The organism is Citrobacter sp. Cpo142 (assembly GCF_030332425.1).
In the GTDB taxonomy this organism is placed as follows: Bacteria; Pseudomonadota; Gammaproteobacteria; order Enterobacterales; family Enterobacteriaceae; genus Citrobacter; species Citrobacter portucalensis.
This window is the reverse complement of record NZ_JAOWHW010000081.1, coordinates 1-287: the sequence shown is the minus strand read 5'-3', so window position 1 is coordinate 287 and position 287 is coordinate 1. Positions and strand designations below refer to the sequence as shown.

The window sequence follows — 287 nt, the reverse complement described above, 5'->3', positions numbered from 1 at the left end:
GCACCTGTCGGCGGCGACGGTATCACGATGACCAACGCCGCAGGCCAGGTGACGTTCTCCACGCTGAAACGCCCCTTTGTGTATGACCGACAAATCCAGATCACCGATGCCTTTCAGGATATTGGCGGCGGGTTCTGCCAGATAGTCTATACCGGCGTTCAGGTACGCATGCTCAGCGGATGGGGAAATATCAGAACTAAAGGCGTAGTCATGTCAGGCGGTAGCGTCAGGTCGGCCTACAACAAAGTGTTTGCGGACCGCAATTCCGGTTCTTGGGATATGACCCG

The 287-nt window shown here is 56.1% G+C and carries 1 protein-coding gene; it reads left to right on the top strand.

Going from position 1 to position 287, the window contains the following annotated elements; genetic code table 11:
- Positions 1-287: DUF6453 family protein (locus tag OGY18_RS27480; RefSeq protein ID WP_286551982.1), on the top strand; the 287-nt coding region annotated here is incomplete at both ends.